The sequence below is a fragment of the Streptococcus mitis genome, assembly GCF_003942965.1.
Classification (GTDB): Bacteria; Bacillota; Bacilli; order Lactobacillales; family Streptococcaceae; genus Streptococcus; species Streptococcus mitis_BH.
This window is the reverse complement of sequence record NZ_RJOG01000075.1, coordinates 1-1,046: the sequence shown is the minus strand read 5'-3', so window position 1 is coordinate 1,046 and position 1,046 is coordinate 1. Positions and strand designations below refer to the sequence as shown.

The window sequence follows — 1,046 nt, the reverse complement described above, 5'->3', positions numbered from 1 at the left end:
ATATTATCCTTTGTATTTAAGATATTTAGAAATTCGAAAAAAATGGAAAATTTAATAGGAGCCTATTTATGATAAGTGTCATTGTGCCAGTTTTCAATGTTGAAGAGTATCTGGAAGAATGTTTAAATAGTATTCAACATCAAACTTATACCGATATAGAAGTGATCCTAGTAAATGATGGTTCAAGAGATGGCTCAAAAGAAATTTGTGAGAGATATTGTAAACAAGATCCTCGTTTTCACTTAATCAATCAAGAAAATAAAGGATTAAGTGGCGCTCGTAATCGTGGTATGACTGAATCTAAAGGCGAATTTATCACTTTTGTAGACAGTGATGATGTCATTAAAGACGATATATTGGAACAATTATTAAAGCACATGACTTCAGAAGAAATGGATATCGTNGAATGTTGGTATACAAATGATAAAAAAGAAATAGAAATCCCTTCTCCCGAGAATGTCAAAATTATTTTTCAAGGAAATGCTAAAGAAGCTTTAGTCTCTTTATGTGAAGATAATATTGTCCGTTTGAATGCAGTCGCTAAACTGTTTAGAAGAGAAGTGATTCTCAATTTTCCATTTTTAGAAGGTCTATTTTATGAAGATGTGTATGGAGGAATGGGAATCTTAAAACATATTCATAAAATAGTGAAAATTGATTATACAGGATATTATTATCGCGTGCGTTCTGGTAGTATTATGAATCGCGAATTTAATTTGAAAAATTTGGATTTGTTTACTATTTGTGATAAAGTGGAACAACTATATGAAGGAAATGCTGGCTTACTTCCATATGTACAGCGTCGCTTATTCCATTTAGTTTTGATGCACGTTGTCGACTATCGCATATTTGAGGGAAATCCCTATCAAGAAAAATATGTCGAGTATCTGAATCGTTACGCTAAAAGTTCAAGTCAATCATTATTAATGCGAGCATATCGATTATTCCCTAAAAAGATTGTCTTTATTTCAAGAGTTGTTGGAGCCATTCAATGGAGATTCGAAAAATATATTGTAAAAAGATTTTGGAGAGGGTTGAAGTAGTAT

The 1,046-nt window shown here is 31.5% G+C and carries 1 protein-coding gene; it reads left to right on the top strand.

Annotated elements, in window-relative coordinates; genetic code table 11:
- Window positions 1-68: 68 nt before the first annotated feature.
- Window positions 69-1,043, top strand: a complete 975-nt coding sequence (locus D8837_RS09360; RefSeq protein WP_125456876.1) for a glycosyltransferase family 2 protein — start codon at window positions 69-71, stop codon at window positions 1,041-1,043.
- The last annotated feature ends 3 nt before the right edge of the window (window positions 1,044-1,046 follow it).